Annotated in this window: 18 protein-coding genes; 5 read left to right on the top strand and 13 right to left on the bottom strand. The window is 63.2% G+C overall.

Going from position 1 to position 17,406, the window contains the following annotated elements; translation table 11 throughout:
• Window positions 1–4: 4 nt before the first annotated feature.
• From MHY13_RS12240 to MHY13_RS02890, 6 genes are all read right to left on the bottom strand, one after another.
• Window positions 5–658, bottom strand: a complete 654-nt coding sequence (locus MHY13_RS12240; RefSeq protein WP_239280599.1) for a response regulator transcription factor — start codon at window positions 656–658, stop codon at window positions 5–7.
• The gene (locus tag MHY13_RS02910; protein ID WP_239280597.1) at window positions 655–1,866 is read right to left on the bottom strand and encodes a sensor histidine kinase; all 1,212 of its coding nucleotides are present in this window, start codon (window positions 1,864–1,866) and stop codon (window positions 655–657) included. Before MHY13_RS02910 ends, MHY13_RS12240 begins: the two co-directional genes overlap by 4 nt.
• 66 nt (window positions 1,867–1,932) lie before the next feature.
• The gene (locus tag MHY13_RS02905; protein ID WP_239280595.1) at window positions 1,933–2,598 is read right to left on the bottom strand and encodes a response regulator transcription factor; all 666 of its coding nucleotides are present in this window, start codon (window positions 2,596–2,598) and stop codon (window positions 1,933–1,935) included.
• Window positions 2,595–3,206, bottom strand: a complete 612-nt coding sequence (locus tag MHY13_RS02900; protein ID WP_239280593.1) for a hypothetical protein — start codon at window positions 3,204–3,206, stop codon at window positions 2,595–2,597. The genes MHY13_RS02905 and MHY13_RS02900 overlap by 4 nt, the downstream gene beginning before the upstream one ends.
• Window positions 3,203–4,423, bottom strand: coding sequence for a sensor histidine kinase (locus tag MHY13_RS02895; RefSeq protein WP_239280591.1), 1,221 nt, complete (start codon window positions 4,421–4,423; stop codon window positions 3,203–3,205). Before MHY13_RS02895 ends, MHY13_RS02900 begins: the two co-directional genes overlap by 4 nt.
• Window positions 4,424–4,465: 42 nt before the next feature.
• Window positions 4,466–5,842, bottom strand: coding sequence for a M20 family metallopeptidase (locus MHY13_RS02890; RefSeq protein WP_239280589.1), 1,377 nt, complete (start codon window positions 5,840–5,842; stop codon window positions 4,466–4,468).
• A gap of 157 nt (window positions 5,843–5,999) precedes the next feature.
• Here MHY13_RS02890 and MHY13_RS02885 point away from each other — a divergent pair, with 157 nt between their 5' ends.
• The gene (locus MHY13_RS02885) at window positions 6,000–6,989 is read left to right on the top strand and encodes an HNH endonuclease signature motif containing protein (RefSeq protein WP_204611200.1); all 990 of its coding nucleotides are present in this window, start codon (window positions 6,000–6,002) and stop codon (window positions 6,987–6,989) included.
• 103 nt (window positions 6,990–7,092) lie between these two features.
• On the opposite strand, the gene lepA is transcribed toward MHY13_RS02885, so the two are convergent.
• Window positions 7,093–8,943, bottom strand: a complete 1,851-nt coding sequence (lepA, locus tag MHY13_RS02880; RefSeq protein WP_239280587.1) for a translation elongation factor 4 — start codon at window positions 8,941–8,943, stop codon at window positions 7,093–7,095.
• Window positions 8,944–8,961: 18 nt separating this feature from the next.
• Between lepA and MHY13_RS02875 the strand changes: the two genes are divergently transcribed.
• Both MHY13_RS02875 and rpsT read left to right on the top strand, forming a co-directional pair.
• Window positions 8,962–9,498, top strand: coding sequence for a type II toxin-antitoxin system PemK/MazF family toxin (locus tag MHY13_RS02875; RefSeq protein WP_204611198.1), 537 nt, complete (start codon window positions 8,962–8,964; stop codon window positions 9,496–9,498).
• A gap of 271 nt (window positions 9,499–9,769) precedes the next feature.
• A complete protein-coding gene (gene rpsT, locus MHY13_RS02870; RefSeq protein WP_049378501.1) occupies window positions 9,770–10,033 on the top strand; it encodes a 30S ribosomal protein S20 in 264 nt (87 codons plus the stop codon).
• Between the two features lie 117 nt (window positions 10,034–10,150).
• Here rpsT and MHY13_RS02865 read toward each other — a convergent pair whose 3' ends face one another.
• Window positions 10,151–10,729: a TetR/AcrR family transcriptional regulator gene (locus MHY13_RS02865; protein WP_204611196.1), complete on the bottom strand. Its 579-nt coding sequence runs from the start codon at window positions 10,727–10,729 to the stop codon at window positions 10,151–10,153.
• Between the two features lie 333 nt (window positions 10,730–11,062).
• Between MHY13_RS02865 and MHY13_RS02860 the strand changes: the two genes are divergently transcribed.
• Together MHY13_RS02860 and MHY13_RS02855 are read left to right on the top strand one after the other, a co-directional pair.
• Window positions 11,063–11,905 (top strand): DNA adenine methylase, encoded by an 843-nt coding sequence (locus tag MHY13_RS02860; protein ID WP_239280577.1) that lies wholly within the window; start codon window positions 11,063–11,065, stop codon window positions 11,903–11,905.
• A complete protein-coding gene (locus tag MHY13_RS02855; RefSeq protein WP_239280575.1) occupies window positions 11,898–13,229 on the top strand; it encodes a hypothetical protein in 1,332 nt (443 codons plus the stop codon). The genes MHY13_RS02860 and MHY13_RS02855 overlap by 8 nt, the downstream gene beginning before the upstream one ends.
• Here the strand turns inward: MHY13_RS02855 and MHY13_RS02850 are convergent.
• From MHY13_RS02850 to MHY13_RS02830, 5 genes are read right to left on the bottom strand one after another with little or no spacing between them, the layout of a single operon-like run.
• The gene (locus MHY13_RS02850; RefSeq protein WP_204611193.1) at window positions 13,226–13,873 is read right to left on the bottom strand and encodes a LysE family translocator; all 648 of its coding nucleotides are present in this window, start codon (window positions 13,871–13,873) and stop codon (window positions 13,226–13,228) included. The two genes, MHY13_RS02855 and MHY13_RS02850, sit on opposite strands and share 4 nt — an antisense overlap.
• Complete coding sequence (locus tag MHY13_RS02845) at window positions 13,870–14,259, bottom strand: ankyrin repeat domain-containing protein (protein ID WP_239230333.1); 390 nt, start codon at window positions 14,257–14,259, stop codon at window positions 13,870–13,872. The genes MHY13_RS02850 and MHY13_RS02845 overlap by 4 nt, the downstream gene beginning before the upstream one ends.
• 10 nt (window positions 14,260–14,269) lie before the next feature.
• Entirely contained in the window at window positions 14,270–15,250 is a 981-nt protein-coding gene (gene holA / locus MHY13_RS02840) for a DNA polymerase III subunit delta (RefSeq protein WP_239280573.1), read from the bottom strand.
• Between the two features lies 1 nt (window position 15,251).
• Window positions 15,252–16,664, bottom strand: a complete 1,413-nt coding sequence (locus MHY13_RS02835; RefSeq protein ID WP_239280571.1) for a ComEC/Rec2 family competence protein — start codon at window positions 16,662–16,664, stop codon at window positions 15,252–15,254.
• A gap of 18 nt (window positions 16,665–16,682) precedes the next feature.
• Window positions 16,683–17,381, bottom strand: a complete 699-nt coding sequence (locus MHY13_RS02830) for a ComEA family DNA-binding protein (protein ID WP_239280569.1) — start codon at window positions 17,379–17,381, stop codon at window positions 16,683–16,685.
• Window positions 17,382–17,406: the final 25 nt, after the last annotated feature.

The raw sequence follows: 17,406 nt of genomic DNA, 5'->3' as shown, positions 1-17,406 counted from the left end.
ACGCCTAACCGCCGAGCACCGCAATCGCGATGTGCACCCGGTTGGTGCCATCGATCTTGGCCAGGATGTGTTTCATGTGCGTTTTAACCGTGGTCAGCGAGATGAATAGCTGCTCGGCAATCTCGGCGTTGCTCAGTCCTTGGGCCACCAGCTGGGCAATTTCATTTTCGCGCTCGCTCAGCTCGGCTAACCCGCTGGGCTGAATCATCTCCTGCTCTGGCTGCGGCGGCGTGTCCGCCAGCCCCACCAGGTTTTCTAGCACCTTCGGGCTGAGCTGTTGCTGGCCTTGGGCCGCCGCTCTTACCGACGCCACCAGCGCCTCCGGCGCCGTCGTCTTCAACAAGAAGCCCACCGCCCCAGCGCGCAGGGCGTGCAGGATGAACTCGTCGGTATCAAAAGCAGTAAGCATCACCACCGGGATATCGCGCGCGCCTGCAAGCGAGTGCAGCTGCGCCGTCGCCTCAATGCCGTCCATGACCGGCATGCGAATATCCATCAGCGCCACATCTGGTTCCTCTGCCAGGATAAGTTCGATGCCTTCCTTGCCGTTGCCGGCCTCGCCGACGACGCTAATGCCCGGCGCGCCTTCCAAGATCATGCGCAGCCCGTGGCGCAGCAGCGGCTCATCGTCGACGAGCACCACCCGAATCTCACTCACTGTACTTCCTTCCTCGGCAGGCGCAGCGTCCACGAGAAGCGTCCTTCCTCATCGTTTACCTGCAGCGATCCGCCCACCACACTAGCGCGCTCGCGCATGCCGACGATCCCATACCCACCACTGTGCAAACTCCCCTTCTCACCAGCCTGGGCTGCGGGGTTAGACATGGTGATAGACAGGGCGTCGGCAAGCGCGGCGATGGTGATGGTCACCGGCTTACCCGGCGCGTGCTTGCGGGCGTTGGTCAAGCCCTCCTGGACCGCGCGGTTGAGCGCGTGGCCGGCCATGGTGCTCAGCTCCTCCAGCGATTGCGGCCCCGCGCCCGCCTGGTAGCGCACTTCCACCTCCATGCCCGCCTGGCGGGAACGCTCCACCAGCGATTCCACGCCCTCGCGCGGATCGATGCGCCCCTCGCTGCGCAGCGAGTGCAGCGCCTCGCGCAGATCCCCCACGGCGGCCTCGGCTTCATCGCGAATCGTGCGCGCGGATTTCCGCGTCTCTTCCGGATCTAGGTCCTTACGGTAGGCCAGCCCGCCGGCATAGACCGCAATCATGCTCAGCCGATGCGAGAGCGTATCGTGCATATCCCGCGCAATCCGGTCGCGTTCCTCCTGCCGCGCAAAATTCTCCCGCGTAGCCATTTCCTCGTGTGTGAGCTCCGCCTGCGCCTGCAGCGCAATCGTGCGCTCTTTTTGGTTCGAGCGGACCAATCCGACGATCAAAACCACTACTGCTGGGAGGATGATGCCAGAGAAAAATCCCAACTTCCCGGGCGCACTAAGCCCTTCGCTTCGAGATATATCAAAATCGACCAACTCCGAGAGCACCATGGCCGTGCATACCAGCGCCATCCACAACCGGCTGCGGCGCGAGGCCGCAGAAAACGCCGCTATAAATACCGAAGGCCGGAACTCAGCAATCGTCACCGTCGCCGAAATAATGGTTGCGGCTACCAATGCACTGCGCGGGCCAGGCTGCGTGCTGCGCGGGTCACGCTCCCCAACGGCATGGCGCAAAGCCAAAGGTAAAAGCGCCCAAGTACCGACCAACACCGCAAGTATAACAAGCACCCGATTCTCTGAGACATCATTTACCGAAACACTATCCGACGCGGCCAACACGTCGCCGACGACAGCGATTACTGCGATGAGAATTTTCTGCCACAGCGGACGCTGGAGCATCTCGTCGGATTTTCGGAACAACTTCATAACGCGCACCAGTCTAAGCCGACCCACCGCCAGCGCGGTATCCCCCGCAGGGAGGATTCTCCGGCCTCAGCCACGCGCCTCTAAGACCATAATTGCGATGTGCACGCGGCTCGTGCCGCCGATCTTTTTCAAAATGTGCTGCATATGGGACTTTACCGTGGCCATGGACACCACGAGCCGGTCGGCAATTTCCTGGTTATTCAAGCCCTGCGCCACCAGCTCGGCGATTTCGCGCTCGCGGGAGCTAAGCCTACCTAGGCGGTTGCGGGCGGTGCGGGTGTGGTGCGAATGGGCGTCGTCAAGCGCGGGCCCCTGCATGCTTACCAGCTTGTCGACGACCTGCGGGCTCAACAACGGCTGCCCCGCCGCGGCCGCACGCACGGCCGCCATGAGCGATTCCGGCGGCGTCGACTTCAGCAGGAACCCAGCCGCCCCGGCACGCAGAGCCCGCAGGATGAAGGAATCGGTATCGAAGGCCGTGAGCATGATGATCGGCACTGCGTGAACGGACAGAATCTTCTCCACGGCCGCGATGCCATCCATGACCGGCATGCGAATATCCATCAGCACCACATCGGGCTGCGCGTCGAGCACGGTAGCCACCGCGTCCCGGCCATTGCTCGCCTCGGCCACGACCTCGATATCGGGCGCGTTGGATAGCAGCAGGCGCAGGCCGCTGCGGACTAGATCCTCGTCGTCAACGAGCACTACACGCAGTGCGTCGGCCATCATGCTTCCTTTCCCACTGGTTGATTCCACCGCGCGCGCCAGAACTGCGACGCAACGGGCGTATACGCCACTGTAAGCGCCACGAAGATCGCCAGTACTACCGGCACTATCTTGGCGTGGCCCGCCACTACGGCGTTAAGGAACGAGGGCACGAGAATATCGTTTAACTTTTCGAAGAATTTCGGGAAAAAGTCGATGACTAGAGTGGCCGCAATGAATGTCAGCGCAGTCTGCAGGAGCAACGTCCATAAGTTCACCCGATGCAGGCGCTTATCGACGTCCACCTTCCCCACCGCCGCAAACATCACCCTTGCTCCTTGTCCGCGAAACTCCGGAACGATGTAACCACGGCGCTCATGTAACTCGACGCGATCTGCGTCTTCGGGAGCATTATCATCGCTATTTCCGCGCAGGAATTCCACGCTATAGGCCGAGTCATCGGTGTCGATATAGCTGAGCTTGCGCGTGGTTCCGTCGACCGTAGAAGTAAAAAGGCTGCGCGTGGAATCCAAGTACTTTCCGGTCCACCCCTCGCGCTCCGTGGTCTCTTCCAAGTCGATGCGCATAAGCCCGTAATCGGGATGGCGCAATTGCCAACTCATTTCGCTCATTGTGTGGCCTCCTTGTGCGCCAGTGGTAGCAGGATGCTCCAGCTAAATTCCTCACCTTCTTCGCCGACGTGGACATTCATGCGCCCGCCGGATAGCTCCACACGCTCGCGCAGTCCCACCAGCCCGTAGCCGCCGGCGCTGGCACCTGCGCGATCCCCGGCCTTAGCCGCCGAGAGCGGGTTGCGCATCTCGATGCCCACCTCACCGGCCACCTCGCGCACCGTAATGCTCACCGGCTGGCCAGCGGCGTGCTTGCGCGCATTGGTCAGGCCTTCCTGTACTGCGCGGTGCACGGCGTGCTGCGCCATCGTGGATAGCCCAGTAAAAACATCCGGGCTGGCACCGTCCGCGTAGGTCACGGTCACCTCGGCTCCGGCCTCACGCGCGGCCGCGACTAGCTCTTCTAAGGTGGTGCGCGGATCCTCGGAAAGGTCTTCGCGCAAGGCGCTTAAGACGGTGCGCAAATCTTCTACCGCGTTCTGGGCTTCCGTGCGGATGGTGCGCGCTGCGTCTGTGAACTCGTCGGGCACGCCCTCGCGCGGATAGCTCAGCGCACCCGCATGGATGGCCACCAGGCTCAAGCGGTGCGAGAGCGAATCGTGCATGTCCCGCGCGATATTCGCGCGCTCCTCTTGCCGCGCGCGTTCTACCCTGGCGCGCATCTCTTCGCGATTCATCCGGGCTTGTTGCTCCACCCGCCACCGCTTTTCGCGCAGATTGCCACGCTTTTGGCCTACCAATAACCCCGCGACCATCACAACAACAACGAAGATGGCACCAACCCATCCGATATCGTCCCAGGCCATATAGGGGTTAAAGCTAGTTTCAACCGCAAACGCCACCACGAAGCACGCCACTGCGGCCACCGAACGCAAGGTCGATCGGCGCGAGACCATGGAAATAAAAGCCACAACTCCACTAGCCGCACCAAAATAGGAGCTCGACCCCAACAGCACGATGCAACCGGCGATGAAGCTGCGGGTGGAGCCGGCATAGTCGACGTCGGAAAGCTCGCGCGGCTGGTGCTCTAAGGCAAAGGGCAGGGCAATAATCGTCAACACGCCCACCGCAAAGCCGGTGCAGATATAGGGCCCGTACTCCTCAAACGACGGCGAGTATTCCTCAATATCGAAGCTCATCAACGCCACGCCGATGAGCCAATTCGCCACTGCACAAGCGGCAACAATTCCCGCCGTGCTCCACTTCGTTCTGACCATGGCCTCAAGCTTAAGCCGGCGGCCATAGTCCCTAGGGATGAATTATCTTTGCACCCCGGCCGCATCGCGCATGGCCTTCGTCTGCGCGGACGGATGCTCGTTCTCGGTAGCGAGGCGCTCAAACGCCACGGCCGCCAGCGCGGCGGCCTGCATGCCGAGTACGGAATCATCAAAGCGCATCATTGGCGAGTGATTCCACTCGCGCTGATTTTCGGGCTTTTCCGGATTGGCCGTGCCCATCCACATAAAAGTGCCCGGCACCTGGGAGAGGACGTAGCCGAAGTCCTCGGAGGCCATCATCGGGGCGTCGAAAGGCTGGACATTCTCCGCGCCAAACATCTGGCCCCACAAGGTGGCGGCGAACTGGTTCTCGCGCGCATTCGTCTTGGTGGTCGGGTACAAAATCTCAAAATCCACCTGCGCGGTGCAGCGGTGCGAGGCAGCGACGGAGCTGGAGACCTCCGTAATCATCTGGCGCACGGCGTCGATCTTCTCATCGCGCAGCACGCGGACTGTCGCGCCCAAGGCCGCGCGCTCCGGGATGGCGTTATACGCGCCGTCGCCCGCCCACAGGTTGGTCACGGTAATCACGATGGGCTCCAGCGCATCAAAACGGCGGGTCAGCGCCGTCTGCAGCGACATCTGAATCTCCGCCAGCGCCGCTACCGGGTCGATGGCATCGTGCGGGCGGGAGCCGTGCCCGCCCTTGCCCAGCACCGTGATGGTCAAGTTGGAGGAGCTTGCCATCATCGGGCCTGGCACATAGTGAAAGGTGCCGCGGTCTTGGGGGCCGACGTGCAGGCCGTAGGCGGCAATGGGGCGTCGGCCAGCGGCGTCGAGCACGCCCTCCTCAATCATCGGCAGCGCGCCGCCCGGGCCTTCCTCGCCGGGCTGGAACATGAAGGTGACATCGCCGTGCAGCTCCTCGCGGTGCTCGCACAGAATCCGCGCCGCGCCCACGAGGCCGGCCGTGTGCAAGTCATGGCCGCAGGCGTGCATATAGCCATTCGTCGACGCGAACGGGCTGCCGGTCTGCTCGCGCACCTCCAAGGCGTCCATGTCCGCGCGCAAAAGCACCGACACCGGCCGCTCGCCGCGCTGGCCGCCGCGCAGCACGGCCACCACCGAGCTCAAATCCTGGCCCACGTGAATCTCCAGCGGCAGGCCCTCCAGCGCTTCTAGGACCTTCTTCTGCGTGCGCGGCAGGTCCAGGCCGATTTCCGGGTTGCGGTGCAGGTCGCGGCGGAAGTTCTGCAGCTCCTCGAGCATGCCCTCGCCCATTTCCTGGAAAACCTCGGTGGCTACCCGCTCACCAATGCGCGCCCGCGTCACCGGCAGGGGCGGCAGCTGCTGGGCCTGGCGCGGGGCAGCCAGGCGGCCAGGGTTGGTGGGGCGAATACGCTTGGTCGGGTCAGTCATGGGGAGCTCCTTTTCTCGCTTTCGCATTCGAGGGTACCGCAGGTTATCCACAGGCCGCCCGGCGGGTTCGGGGTTGGTGTGACAGGTGGGGCGAGTTATCCACAGGCGGGCGCTGGTGGGCTATCGCGGGCTTGCGGGGTGCCTTAGGCTCACCGGCATGACCCGCTTGCAGGACTACGCCCGCCAACTTACCTCGCCGATGGAGCTTCTCGGCGAGGTCTCTGGCGCGCGCGAGGCCGACCTGCGGCGGCTGGGGCTTCCTCGGCAGGAGGCCCGGAGCCTCCTTGCGCTTGCCGACGTCTACTTTGGCCCCACTCCCTTCACCCGCCGGCAGCGCTCCTGCCGGGCGACCAAGCATTGCTTGGCGACGTTGAAGATTATCGAAAAGTACGTCTCGCGCACGAAATCCAAGCGGGATGCGTGGGCGCTGCGCGCTGAACTATGCGCGACCGACCAGGACGTGGAGCGGCTCGCGCGCACGCGGTTGAAGGAGCTGTATCCGCCGCGGCAGCCGGAGAAAGGCGTGCGGATGACGCGGCGCAAGGGTGGCCCGTCGACGCTATCGATTACCGGCGATTCCGATTTCATTGCTGACCTGCACGCCAGCATCAACGAGGAGATGCCGCTTGATTCCGTGGAGCATATCTTCTTCCGCGGCGGGGCTGCGGCGCGGCCTGCCGCGACGACGAATATCATCATCCAGCTCGATGAATTGGATGAAATCTTAAGCGGCGGAGGTGAGGAAATTACGCTGCGGTTAACCAATGGTGCCGAAATAAGCGGCGCGAAGCTGGTGGAAAAGCGCTTGGCCGAATGCGGGCTTGTCACCCTCGTCCATCCTTATGAGGGAGCGGTGAACCTGTATCGCACCTCGCGGCATGCCTCGGATAAGCAGCGGCTGATGGCGGGCGCGGAAAATCCCACCTGCCCGTGGGCCGAGTGCAACTATCCGGCGGATAAGTGTCAGATCCACCACTTGCAGGCGTGGAAACACGGCGGCGAGACCAATATGGCAAATCTCAGCGTGGCGTGCCCGTATCACAACGGCGTCAACGACGACGATCCGCACGCGCCGCCGGTGCGCGGCAGGCTTGAGCGGCGGCAGGGCCGAATAGTCTGGGTCCCGCCCTGGGCCGGATCGACCTAGTTACACGCCTTGAACACTCAGGTCGTCCGCTCAGGCCGTCCGCTCAACCTGGCCTCGCAACCACGGCATGGCTGCGAGGTGGGTTCGGCGTGCGTGGGGTGGATTAATCGTCGGCGTCGGTAGACAGCGCGGCCACGAAGGCTTCCTGCGGCACCGAGACGGAGCCCAGCGTCTTCATGCGCTTTTTGCCGGCCTTCTGCTTTTCCAGCAGCTTGCGCTTACGGGAGATATCGCCGCCGTAGCACTTGGCCAGCACGTCCTTGCGCATAGCGCGGATGTTTTCGCGGGCGATGATCTTCGAGCCGATGGCCGCCTGGACGGGCACCTCGAACTGCTGGCGCGGGATGAGCTCCTTGAGCTTCTTGGTCATCTTATTGCCATACCACTGGGCGGAATCGCGGTGGACGATGGCAGAGAAGGCATCGACTGGGTCGCCATTGAGCAAGATGTCGACCTTTACCAGGTCCGCGAGCTGCTCGCCGGCCTCCTCATAGTTCAGCGAAGCGTAGCCCTTGGTGCGGGACTTGAGCATATCGAAGAAATCAAAGATGATTTCACCGAGCGGCATGGTGTAGCGCAGCTCCACGCGGTCCTCGGAAAGGTAGTCCATGCCACCCATCTGGCCGCGCTTGGACTGGCAGAGTTCCATGGTGGGGCCGACGAACTGCTCGGGCACGATGACGGTCATCTTCACCACGGGCTCATAGACCTCGTTGAGCTTTCCTTCCGGCCAGTCAGACGGGTTGTGGACCCACTTTTCCTCGCCGTCTTCGGCCACCACGCGGTAGGTTACCGATGGCGCGGTGGAAATCAGGTCGAGGCCGAACTCGCGCTCCAAGCGGTCGCGGGTAATTTCCATATGCAACAAACCCAAGAAGCCGCAGCGGAAACCAAAGCCGAGGGCGACGGAGGTTTCGGGCTCGAAGGTTAAGGAGGCGTCGTTAAGCTGCAGCTTTTCCAACGCATCGCGCAGGTCCGGGAAGTCGGCCTGGGAAATGGGGAAAAGGCCGGAGTAGACCATCGGGTCCGGGTCCTTGTATCCCTTAAGTGGGGTTTCGGCGCCGCCGTTGGACCAGGTGACGGTATCGCCCACCTTGGTCTCGCGGACGTCCTTTACGCCGGTAATGAGGTAGCCCACCTCGCCAGGACCCAAGCCCTCACACTTTTGCATCGTGGGCGAAACGATGCCGATTTCCAGCAGCTCATGGTTGGCGTTGGTCGACATCATGGTGACCTTCTGGCGCGGGGTGAGCTTGCCGTCCACCATGCGGATATAGGTCACCACGCCGCGGTAGGTGTCATAGACGGAGTCAAAAATCATGGCGCGGGCCGGCGCATCGGCGTCGAACTCAGAAGATGGCGGCGGAACTAGCTCGCAGACCTTGTCCAGCAGCTCGACGACGCCCTCGCCGGTCTTGCCCGACACGCGCAGCACCTCTTCCGGCTCGCAGCCGATGATATTGGCGATTTCCAGCGCGTATTTTTCCGGGTCGGCGGCCGGCAGGTCGATTTTATTGAGGACCGGGATAATTTCCAGGTCGTTTTCCATCGCCAGGTAAAGGTTGGCGAGGGTTTGGGCTTCGATGCCCTGGGCGGCGTCGACAAGCAGGATAGCGCCCTCACACGCCTCGAGCGCGCGGGAGACCTCGTAGGTAAAGTCCACGTGGCCGGGGGTGTCAATCATCTGCATGACAATCTGTTCCCCCTGCACAGTGCCGGACTGGGGCACCCACGGCAGGCGCACGTTCTGCGCCTTAATGGTAATGCCGCGCTCGCGCTCGATGTCCATATTATCGAGGAACTGGTCACGCATATCGCGCTCCGCAACCACCTTGGATAGCTGCAGGATGCGGTCCGCCAGCGTCGACTTGCCGTGGTCGATGTGAGCAATAATGCAGAAGTTTCGGATTCGGGCGGGATCCGTAAACGTCGTGGCCGCAAAGTTTTCAGACATACGTCTACAATAGTCGACATGAAAAGCGCCATGCTCACCCGTCTGCGCCAAGCGCTGGGAATCAGCGAGCGCGAGCCCATAGACACCGGCCTGAGCCGCATTAATTCCCGGTTGGGGCTGGATAGGTCGGATGAGTTCCACGGGCCGCGCAAGGCCGCCGATATCCAGGTAGAGGCCACTGCCTCCCACCCCCGGTCCATATTTTTCACCCCCGATATGGACGGCCAGGCCGATTCCGGCGAGGTGGTCTGGGTGTGGGTACCGGCCGAAGGTAAGCAGGCACCACCGCGCGAGCGCGCCATTTTGGTCGTCGGCCGCACCCGCACCACGGTGATGGGTTTGCTTATCTCCCCCAACCCAAAGCATGCGCTTGACGACGCCTGGCTGGAAATCGGTTCCGGCGAATGGGACGAATCCGGGTGCGATTGCTGGGTGCGCCTCGACCGCCTGCTCGAGGTATCCGAGGAGCAGGTGCGCCGGCAAGGCACTCTTTTTCCGGAACGCAGATTCGAACGAATCGCGAATAGGTTGCGGGCGCGCTACCACTGGGCCTAGCCGCCGCGCGGCCGGCGGCTAGGAAGCCAGCGGGCCGGGAGCCAGCGACCTGGGAGACGGCTGTCGCGGGGAGGGTTTTGGCAGGTCGGGTTCGGTACTGCTATTGTGTGTTGGTTACTTACTTGCCGGGCGCGCTGGTCGGGGCGGGCAGGACCTTGGGTTCGCTCTTCGAATACCAGCGCCGAGCGCGCCAGTGATTGCTGGCCGCGGGAGTAGTCCGAGTAGGTCGGTTTCTACGTCAATCACTTTCGATTACTAAGAGGTATTTTTCATGGCAAATATCAAGTCCAAGCAGAAGCGCGTTATCACCAACGAGAAGGCACGTCGTCGCAATAAGGGCGTTCGCTCCGCCGTCCGCACCGAGATCCGCAAGTTCCGCGAGACCGTTGCCGCTGGCGACAAGGCTGCTGCTGAGAAGCAGCTGCGCGTGGCATCCCGCGCCCTGGACAAGTCCGTGTCCAAGGGTGTCTTCCACCGCAACACCGCAGCCAACAAGAAGTCCGGCATGGCTTCCGCATTCAACAAGATGGACTAAGAGCCATTGCACAGATTATCCCCCGGTCGCGCTCTACGGAGCGCGCCGGGGGATTTTCTTGGCTTACTTTGGCCGACGGAACCGGCAGGTAGGGCCGGTAAGACTTAGGCGGGGATCTTAGGCCAGTTCGTCGTTGAAGTAGTCTTCGAAGATGGCGCCGGCGTTGTGGAAGGCGTCGGCAAGCGAAGTGCCGCCACGGGTTTCCACGAAGGTCTCAAAGGCGGTCAGGAACTGGGTGTGGATGATGTTGACGGTCGGCGTAAGACGCGGATCGGATGACTTCCAACCTTCGCGAGCCTGCACCGCCTGGCGGACGCGCTGAATTATGCGGCTATTGCGCTGGCAGTACAGGGCGCGCAGCTTCGTATCCTTAGCCAAAGCCTGGGCCGTGAGCTGGGAAATTTCGGGGAAGAACTCATCGCCTACGGCACGATTGAATACGGTCATGGCCATGATCTTGGAATCTTCGCGCAGGCTTCCGGTGGGCAATCCCGCGGCGAAATTTTGGAATTGGTTCTCCACTTCCTCCGACATTTCGGAGCCTAAAACTGCCGATTCTTTGTCTTTTATGTAATTAAAAAGCGTACGGCGGGAAACGCCCACTTTGTGAGCGAGCTCCTCCATGGTGAACCCGTCATAACCATTCTCGATGACGAGGTTGAGCGCAGCGACTCGGATTTTTGATATACGCGGCATGAATGCCCCTTTCTGTCCCGACGCTCTTCAAGCTTCAGTATCTTTTCTTTCTCCCTAAGAAATTGTGAGGAAATTCTATTTTGCCTACAAGCTAAGGGATTTTGAGGCGATTTTATTACCTTATATTCGGTCAGAGAAACTGCCATGCACACCAGGGGAATTCCCCGCCGGCACGGCTGCGCATTTTCGCCCGTCATGGCACTATTAGGCGAAACTGTGACGTTGGACAACCAAGATGGCGCCGCCGCGTGGCCGTGCACCCGATTTATCCGCTCACACGTTCGAAAGCCCGATGGTGCTCGTGTCCGGTGGGACGGCTAAGATGAATCAACGATGAAAAACGTTAAGCCACTGGTGAAATGGGCGGGCGGGAAGCGCCAGCTCTTGCCGCATATCCACGCCGCCCTGCCGGCGGAGGCCCCGCGGCGTTATTACGAACCCTTCATCGGTGGCGGCGCGGTGCTTTTCTCTCTGGAGCCGGCCAGCGCACGGGTCAACGATCTCAATGGTGAGCTCATTAACCTCTATGAGGTGGTGCGCGGCGGCGTCGATGAACTGATTGCGGAACTCGCGGGCTACCCCAATGAGGCAGAGTTTTTCTATGCACTGCGCGCAGTGGACCGGGATGCCCACAAGTTTGCCGCCCTCTCCCCCGTCGAGCGCGCCGCACGAACGTTGTATCTCAATCGCACCTGCTATAACGGCCTGTATCGCGTGAACGCGGCCGGCCAATTTAATGCCCCGTTTGGGCGTTATAAGAATCCCACCATCTGCGATGAGGACACGCTACGCGCGGTGCACCGTTATTTTGCGGATAATGATGTGGCCTTCTCGCAGGGCGATTTCGCTGCGGCGGTAGCACAGGCACGCGAGGGGGACTTTGTGTACTTCGACCCGCCCTATGACCCGGTGAATGTGACGAGCTCGTTTACCGGCTACCAGAAGGGCGGCTTTGACCGTGCGGAACAAGAGCGTCTCAAAGAGGTCTGCGATGACTTGGATAGGCGCGGGGTGAAGTTCCTGTTGTCTAATTCGGCCACCGAGTTCATTCGCGAGCTCTATGCGGACTATGAAGTGGGCATCGTGGGGGCAACGCGGGCGATTAACTCCGTTGGTTCGAAGCGGGGCAAGGTCGACGAGGTCCTGGTGCGCAATTACGAGGTCCACGGTGACTAGCGGGCCGGAAGCGCGGGAGCTGCGGGCGCGCTTTGGTGTGCCGGAGTCGGTGAAACTCGGCGTCAATGACTGGGGCTGGCTGCGCATCCTGGCGGCAGGATACGACGCGGAGCTGGAGCGGTGCGGCTATTTCTATATCGGCGCGAGGGAGCTAGAACGGCTCTCAGGCCGGCAACCGCGGCTGATGGCCAAGCATGATTTTTCTACGTCGCGGCCGTGGATTTTTCAGCGTCTCCAGCTGGGAATCGTACCGGTCAGCCGCAGCGAATACCTGGTAGGGCGATTCAACCTCTACGAACGGTTTCCAGGAACGCAGCGCGGCGAGGTACGCACGCTGGAGTTGCCCGCGGGGCTGGACACCCTCTCGTTGGAGGGGGTGAGCTCGGAGGCGGTGGCGTTAAATGGGGCGTCGGCAAGCGGGATGCTAGAGGACTTCCTGGGCTGCGGGCCATTGCAGGCGACGGTGGCCGGGCGCATGTCCACGCGCGGGCTTAAGGTGCGGCTGCCGGACTTGGGCGTGGATGTGGCGGTGGACCGCGCGCAGATGGAGATCGACGGCGGCTTCGAATCGCTCGAGCACCTGGTGCTGGTGGAGGCGAAGAACCACCTTTCGGACGATTTCAATATCCGGCAGCTATATTTTCCGTATCGCCGGTTCCAGCAGCGCCTGGCCAAGGATGTCGTGCCGGTTTACCTGGTGTACTCCAATGGTATTTTCCACCTGTACCGCTATGAATTTCGGGACCCGGCGGATTTTCGCAGCATTGCGCTGGTCGATAGCGCCCGCTACGCGCTGTCCGCCTCGACTCTGGATGCGCAGGCGGCGCTCGATATTGTGTGGGCGGTAGAGCCCGAACCCGAGCCAGCCGTGCCGTTCCCGCAAGCTAATAGCTTCGAGCGGGTGGTCAACCTGCTGGAGCTCATCGCCCTGCAGCCGCTAAGCAAGGCGGAGATTACCCAGCGCTATGATTTCGACCCGCGCCAGGCGGATTATTATGCCAACGCCGCGCGCTACCTGGGCCTGGCGGAGCCGGTGCAGGAAGCGTGGGAGCCGACGGAGCACGGGCGGCGGGTTATCGAGCAGCCGCAGCGCGACGCCCGGAATGCGGCGCTCATACGGGCGCTGGCGGCGCGGCGGGTTTTCCGCGAGGTGCTTGAGCTCAGCTTGGCCCGCGGCGCGGTGGCTAGCACCGCGGAGATTTGTGCGGCCATGGAGGGGCTGGGGCTCAGCTTGGCGACGTCCCGGCGGCGCGCATCCACCGTCGCCCGCTGGACCCAGTGGGTGCTGGACACGGTGGCAGAGGGCACGCCGCGCCTGTTTTAGGCCAGCAGGTTCTGCCCGCCGGAGATGATGAGGACGATACCGGCGATGATAAAGAAGAGGCCAGAGCCGATGTCGATCCACGGGCCGGCGGCGATGAGCTTGCGGCGCACGGCATTGGTGGAAATTACCGTGGCGACGACGAGGAAGAAGAGGAAGGCCGACAGCGAGAGCGAAAGTGTCAGCGCAATGGCCAACCAGATGGGTGGGCTAGCCGGAAGCAGCGGGGCGATCATCGCGGCGAGGAAGAGCACGATTTTCGGGTTGGACATATTCGTGGCCAGGCCGACCTTGAAGGCGGTGCGCAGGCGGCCGAGCTGGGCGGCGGCGTCTTCCAGATCCACGGGCGGGTTGGCGCGCTGGGCGATGCCGCTGCGCAGCGCGCGGGTTCCCATAAACACTAAGAAGCAGCCGCCGATGGCCTGGACCGCGCCGAGGATTTCTGGAAAGGCGGTCAGCAGCGCGGCGGCGCCAAAGACGGTGGCGGCGCACCAGAAAAGCACGCCGATCTGGATGCCGGCGGCCGCGGCAATGGCGTGGCGGCGCGAGCGGGTGGCGTAGCGGGTCACCAAAATGATGTCCGGCCCCGGCGAGGCGACGCCCACCAGGTTCATCAGCAAGAGGGTGAAAAAGGATGTCCAGGTCACTCCCCCGCCTCGCTTTCGAGGCGGGGGATAAGGTCCTCGCGGCCGAACAGCCGGGCAGAATCCAGCGCGGAAGGCTGGCCGGCGGTGGGGTCGGCGTGGGCGGCAAGGAGGGCGTCGATAACCGCGTCTTCCTTCTTGAAGATGGCACCGGCCAGCGGGGACTGGCCGCGGTCATTGAGTAGGTTGACGTCTGCGCCGGCGCGGGCAAGTGCGGTAACCAGCTCGGCGTGGCTGTGATAGGCGGCGAGCATGATAAAGGACTGGCCTTCGTGGTTGACGAGATCGATATTCACGCCGTGGTCGATATAGGCGAGGAGGTCCAGGTTGCCCTCGCGCGCCATGTCAAAGAGTCGACCGGCGAATTCTTGCACTTGCGTCTCAGACATGGTTTCTAGCTTATCGCGCCAGTTCCGCGACGCGTTTGACGGCCGCCTCAAGGGCGAATTCGGGCTCACCGCCTTGGCCTTTGACGGCGGCATCGAGCTCGGAGACGAGGATGACGGCCTTGGTGACATTATCGGCGGACCAGCGGCGGGCCACGGGCTGGGTCATTTTGACCACGTAGGGTGCTAGGCCGGTTTGGCTCGCCAGCGAGTATTGGTCCCCGCGCGCGGAGTAGAGGCGGGCGACAGCGCCGACCTTATTGGCCAGCGCGGCGGCAATCGCCACGGGGCTCGCGCCCAGCTGGAGGGCGCGGCGGCAGGTGGATACGGCGGCTTCGACGCGGCCGGCGACGGCGGCGTCGGCAATGTCCCAATTGGCCACCTCGGCCACGCCGACGTAGTAGTTTTGCACCGCCTCGCGGGTGACATTGCCGCCGGTATCGGAGACCAGCTGGGAGATGGCCGAAGCCAGCTCGCGCAGGTCAGAGCCCACTCCCTCAAGCACGGCGTGGATAACGTCCGGGGTGGGTCGCACGCCGTGGCTGGAAAATTCGCGGGTGGCCCACTGGCCCAGCTCATTGGGGTAGAGCGAAAAGACCTCGTGGACCTCCGCAATCTTGCGCAGCTTGGCCACGAGCTCGGGCTGCTTCTTCTTCTTTTTCTTCAGCGTCTTGGCCGTCACGGAGTAGATGATGACCATGGTCATGCCCGGCGCGGGGTTGGCACAGGCGCGCAGGAGGATATCGACTACTTCTTTGCCGGCACGCTCGCAGTCGCTGATGACGATTACGCGGTTATCGCCAAAGAGCGACGGGCTGGTGGCCTCGAGGAGCTCTCCCTCAGAGACCTCGGAGGCCTTGAGCTTGGTCAGCTCGGGCCGGGTGCCGGAAGATCCGCTCTCCTCGGCCGCGGCGCGCTGGATGTGCAGGCGGGCGCGTTCGGTGAGGAATTCATCGTCGCCGAGGATGAGGTGTACTGGAGGCATGCCCGCCATTCTAGCCTGCGGCCAGGCCGAGCCAGGCGATGCCCGCCAGCGTCAGCGCCAAGGTGAGCCACGGGCGGTGATAGAGGAGGCCGGCAATGATCCAGGCGTAGGCAAGCAGCGTAAAAAGCGGGTTAGCAGGAATGGTGACCACGGGCAGGTGGGCCACGCCGTGGGCGACGGTATTAATCCACCACGAGAAGGGCTCAATGAGGCGCAGCAAGCCGGCGCCCAGCACGTCGAGCGGGCCGAGCTGGGCAAAGATGGCGGCGATAAGCCCCACGATGGTAATCGGCACGGTGGCGGGCTCGACAAGGATATTGGCTAGCACGGAGACCACGGAGACCTCGCCGGACATGAGTGCCACCAGCGGCAGGGTGACGATATCGGCCGCGATGGCCACGGCAACCGCGCGCAGGAAGATGGCGGGCCAGCCGGTCACGGCCAAGTGCTTATAGATGAGCGGGCTCAGCGCCACGATGCCGAGCGTCGCCGCACAGGATAGGGCGAAGCCGAAGTGCACGGCGAGGTCGGAATCCACAAAGAGCAGCGCGATGATGCCGAGGCTGAGCGCATGGATGGGCTCCATGCGCGTGGAATTGAGCACGGCAAGCAGCCCCACTACTCCAGCGACGGCCGCGCGCTGGACGGAAGGTTCGAAGCCCACAAGCAGAACATAGGTGGCAAGGGCGCACAGGGAGGCGGCCACGCGGGCGCGGGGCCCGAGCGCGAAGGCGGCGCAGACCACGGCCGCGGCGGAGCAGACTATGGCCACATTGGCGCCAGATACAGCACTTAAGTGTGAGAGCCCGGTGGCGATATACAGGTCGCGCTCGGCGGTATCTTGCAGCGCGGTATCGCCGAGCACCATGCCGGGAATCAGGCCTTGGCTGGAGGGGCCTACGGTATCGAGGACCAGCGCGCGGAAATTCTCAGCCACCTCGGCCGCCCAACCGGCCAGGCCTTCGGGCTCGGCGGTTACCTGCACGTCGGTGGCATTGGCGCTGAGCTTTCCGACGCCCGCCCTATCCGACTCCCCTACCCTCACCCTGGCCGTAAGCTCGGCGCCAGCGGCCGCTGGGACTGGTTCTGGGCTAAAGACCGGCAGCTGGGTCGGGTATCCCGGAACCTTGAGCTTGAGCAGCCAGCCGCCCGTACTGGTCTGCGTTGGTTCAGTGACAAGGCGCCCGGTGACTTCGCTGCCGAGGTCGAATGCGGCAGCACGATCCTGGCGCACCGCGGCGACGAGCGCCGCACCCCCAGCGACCGCCCCGCAGAAGAGCGCTTGGCCCCACTGACGAGCAATAAGGCACAGCGCGACGACGACTGCGATGAGTGCGATGGCCCAACCGCGGCCGGCGAGCAGCACGGCGATGACGGCCAGCCAGGCGGTAGCCGCGCCGGGGACGAGCCGCAGTTCTCGCATCGCACGCTCAGGTACGGGCTAGAGCTGGACTTGGTCTTTAAGCTGTGCCAGCTTCGCCGGCCCGATGCCGGAGACCTCCAGGAGCTCTTCCACATCCTTGAAGCCGCCGTGCTCCTCGCGGTAGGCCACGATGGCCAGCGCGGTCACCTCGCCGACGCCCTTGAGTTCGGTGAGCTCCTCGGCGGTGGCGTTATTGAGGCTCACGCCGCTGCCGCTAGCGCTGCCGCCAGGGCTGCTGGAGTTGTCGCCGGCGGGGGCGGGTTCACCGGGTGCGGGAGGTGGAGCGGCGCCGGAGGGCAGAATGTGGAGCTGTTGGCCGTCGGAAAGCCGCTGAGCATGGTTGAGCGCCATGGTCTCGGCGCCGGGTAGCGGCTGGGCGGCATCGAGGGCATCGGCCACACGCGCGCCGGGCTCGAGTGTTTTCAGGCCGGGCTCTGCTACCTCGCCGATGACCGAGACGATGATCTCGCTAGGTTCTTCGCTGGTGGCCGCGCCTGGGCTCATTGCCGCAGGCTCGGGCATGCCGGAAGATTCTTCGGAGCGTGCCTTGATGCCGAGCCAGACCACCACGCCGATAACGAGAATGACCGCCACTGCGCAGGCCTGCCAAGGGCTGATGCGCAGTCGCGGGCGCGGGTAATCGACGGCGAGGAGTTCTTCCTCACCGGTGGGTTGGGTAAATTCGCGGAGTCGTTCGCTGATCTTGGGTGCCGCCATGGCGCTGAGGCTAAGCGCAGGCGCA

The sequence above is a fragment of the Corynebacterium sp. ACRPE genome (assembly GCF_022347435.1).
In the GTDB taxonomy this organism is placed as follows: Bacteria; Actinomycetota; Actinomycetes; order Mycobacteriales; family Mycobacteriaceae; genus Corynebacterium; species Corynebacterium tuberculostearicum_D.
Note: the sequence above shows the minus strand (reverse complement) of the source record. Positions and strands in the feature narration are given on the sequence as shown.

Coding starts and splice junctions, on each gene's coding strand:
- MHY13_RS02885 (WP_204611200.1), top strand. CDS start 6,000: ATGACCCGCTTGCAGGACTACGCCCGCCAACTTACCTCGCCGATGGAG.
- MHY13_RS02845 (WP_239230333.1), bottom strand. CDS start 14,259: ATGTCTGAGACGCAAGTGCAAGAATTCGCCGGTCGACTCTTTGACATG.
- rpsT (WP_049378501.1), top strand. CDS start 9,770: ATGGCAAATATCAAGTCCAAGCAGAAGCGCGTTATCACCAACGAGAAG.
- MHY13_RS02905 (WP_239280595.1), bottom strand. CDS start 2,598: ATGATGGCCGACGCACTGCGTGTAGTGCTCGTTGACGACGAGGATCTA.
- MHY13_RS02910 (WP_239280597.1), bottom strand. CDS start 1,866: ATGAAGTTGTTCCGAAAATCCGACGAGATGCTCCAGCGTCCGCTGTGG.
- MHY13_RS02900 (WP_239280593.1), bottom strand. CDS start 3,206: ATGAGCGAAATGAGTTGGCAATTGCGCCATCCCGATTACGGGCTTATG.
- lepA (WP_239280587.1), bottom strand. CDS start 8,943: ATGTCTGAAAACTTTGCGGCCACGACGTTTACGGATCCCGCCCGAATC.
- MHY13_RS02865 (WP_204611196.1), bottom strand. CDS start 10,729: ATGCCGCGTATATCAAAAATCCGAGTCGCTGCGCTCAACCTCGTCATC.
- MHY13_RS02890 (WP_239280589.1), bottom strand. CDS start 5,842: ATGACTGACCCGACCAAGCGTATTCGCCCCACCAACCCTGGCCGCCTG.
- holA (WP_239280573.1), bottom strand. CDS start 15,250: ATGGCGGGCATGCCTCCAGTACACCTCATCCTCGGCGACGATGAATTC.
- MHY13_RS02830 (WP_239280569.1), bottom strand. CDS start 17,381: ATGGCGGCACCCAAGATCAGCGAACGACTCCGCGAATTTACCCAACCC.
- MHY13_RS02860 (WP_239280577.1), top strand. CDS start 11,063: ATGAAAAACGTTAAGCCACTGGTGAAATGGGCGGGCGGGAAGCGCCAG.
- MHY13_RS02835 (WP_239280571.1), bottom strand. CDS start 16,664: ATGCGAGAACTGCGGCTCGTCCCCGGCGCGGCTACCGCCTGGCTGGCC.
- MHY13_RS02875 (WP_204611198.1), top strand. CDS start 8,962: ATGAAAAGCGCCATGCTCACCCGTCTGCGCCAAGCGCTGGGAATCAGC.
- MHY13_RS02895 (WP_239280591.1), bottom strand. CDS start 4,423: ATGGTCAGAACGAAGTGGAGCACGGCGGGAATTGTTGCCGCTTGTGCA.